The organism is Rhizobium sp. 18055, from assembly GCF_902706285.1.
In the GTDB taxonomy this organism is placed as follows: Bacteria; Pseudomonadota; Alphaproteobacteria; order Rhizobiales; family Rhizobiaceae; genus Rhizobium.
Map to the genome: position 1 here is coordinate 1 of NZ_CACSKD010000479.1, position 390 is coordinate 390.

General features: G+C 59.5%; 1 protein-coding gene. It reads right to left on the bottom strand.

Going from position 1 to position 390, the window contains the following annotated elements:
• Positions 1-205: 205 nt before the first annotated feature.
• The coding region (locus tag GVL52_RS30730) for a hypothetical protein (protein ID WP_210254141.1) at positions 206-390 on the bottom strand (185 nt) is incomplete at its 5' end.

The window sequence follows — 390 nt, forward strand, 5'->3', positions numbered from 1 at the left end:
GTGTTGCCCGTTTCTTCGCCGGGACTTACGTAAGCTCCCAGGTCCTGGGAAAACTCAGGTCATGCACGTTGAACTTGATTGTCCTTGGGTCTCGGTTTCAGGCGGGTTACGCCTCCTCGCTCCGGATGGCCGGTCTTTCCGACTGCGCGGCGCGACGGCAAGCGCCGATGGACATGTCGAAGTCCCGGCAAAAGTTGCGCATCACTTATATGAAGCGGGCGTAGTCACCGAGCCCTGCGATCTTCGAGTGGCGGTCGTCAGTGATCATGGCTGTTCCGACGATCTGGTGCGGGGTCTCACAGCGCGTCGCATCGACATCACAACGTGGGTAAGAACGCCTGAGCCCGGAAACACCCGCGATCTTCGTCGCATCAGTGGGCATGCCAATCT